1 protein-coding gene is annotated in these 1385 nt (G+C 65.1%); it reads right to left on the bottom strand.

Annotated elements, in window-relative coordinates:
* Position 1: 1 nt before the first annotated feature.
* On the bottom strand, positions 2-1282 hold the full coding sequence (locus tag NYP07_RS23890; protein WP_268154715.1) for a nucleotide sugar dehydrogenase: 1281 nt from the start codon (positions 1280-1282) through the stop codon (positions 2-4).
* Positions 1283-1385: the final 103 nt, after the last annotated feature.

The following is a 1385-nucleotide window of genomic DNA, read 5'->3' as shown; positions in this document are numbered from 1 at the left end:
CTCACAGGCGCCAGAGGCGGAAGCCCGCGTCGATGAGCGCCTTGCTGTCGAAGGCCGCCTTCACGTCGATGAAGGCCCCGCCCTTGACCAGCTTCCTGCCGATCTCCTGCGCCGTCAGGCCCGCGTACTCCCGGTGCGACACCGCCGCCACGATCGCGTCGGCGCACGGCAGGTCGTTAAACGGCATCAGCCTCACGCCGTACTCGTGCATGGCTTCTTCGGCCTCGGCCTGCGCGTCCGTCACGAAGACCTCGACGCCGTAGGTCTTGAGCTCGTTGATGATGTCGATGACCTTGGAGTTGCGCAGGTCGCCGCAGTTCTCCTTGAAGGTCAGGCCCAGCACGTTGACCTTGGCGCCCTTGATGGTGCTGCCCGCAGCGATCATCTGCTTGACGGTCTGCTCGGCGATGAACTTGCCCATGCCGTCGTTGATGCGCCGCCCGGCCAGGATGACCTGCGGGTGGTAGCCCAGCATGTCGGCCTTGTGGGTCAGGTAGTAGGGGTCCACGCCGATGCAGTGGCCGCCGACCAGGCCGGGCTTGAACTTCAGGAAGTTCCACTTGGTGCCGGCGGCTTCCAGCACTTCGCTGGTGTCGATGCCGAGCCTGTCGAAGATGATGGAGAGCTCGTTCATCAGCGCGATGTTGAGGTCGCGCTGGGTGTTCTCGATGACCTTGGCGGCCTCGGCGGCCTTGATGCTGGAGGCGCGATGCACGCCGGGGATGATGATCTTCTCGTAGACCTGGGCGACCTTGGCGAGCGTCTCGGGCGTGTCGCCGGAGACGATCTTCAGGATCTTGGTCAGCGTGTGTTCCTTGTCGCCCGGGTTGATGCGCTCGGGGCTGTAGCCGACGTTGAAGTCCTGCTTCCACTTCAGGCCGGATTCGCGCTCCAGCACGGGGATGCAGACTTCCTCGGTCGCGCCGGGGTAGACGGTGCTCTCGTAGACGACGATGGCGCCTTTCTTCATGTGGCGGCCGACGCTGGTGCTGGAGCCGATCAGCGGGCGGAAGTCGGGGATGTGGGCCTCGTCCACCGGCGTGGGCACGGCGACGATGATGACGTCGGCCTCGGCCAGCATCCTCGGGTCGTCGGTGTAGATGGCGTGCCTGGCGGCCTGGACTTCCGCGTCGCTCAGCTCGCGGCTGGGGTCGGTGCCGCGCCGGCAGGCCTCGACCTTGTGCGTCGCGATGTCGAAGCCGATGGTGCGCACCTGCTTGCCGAACTCCACCACCAGGGGCAGGCCCACATAACCCAGGCCGATGACTGCGAGCGTGTTCATGGGTCGTTTCTCGTTGCTGTGAATGCTTGGGAAGCTTGCGATTCTCACTGCTTGTGTGTGGCATCCCGATCTCGGGCATCCCGCAAAGCGGTGTCCAGCGCAG

Source organism: Pelomonas aquatica, assembly GCF_026712205.1.
Taxonomy (GTDB): domain Bacteria; phylum Pseudomonadota; class Gammaproteobacteria; order Burkholderiales; family Burkholderiaceae_C; genus Pelomonas; species Pelomonas aquatica.
This window is presented reverse-complemented; position numbering and strand designations above follow the sequence as displayed.

What these genes read in the sequence shown, in the direction of transcription:
- NYP07_RS23890 (WP_268154715.1), bottom strand. Translation starts at nt 1,282, where the DNA reads ATGAACACGCTCGCAGTCATCGGCCTGGGTTATGTGGGCCTGCCCCTG.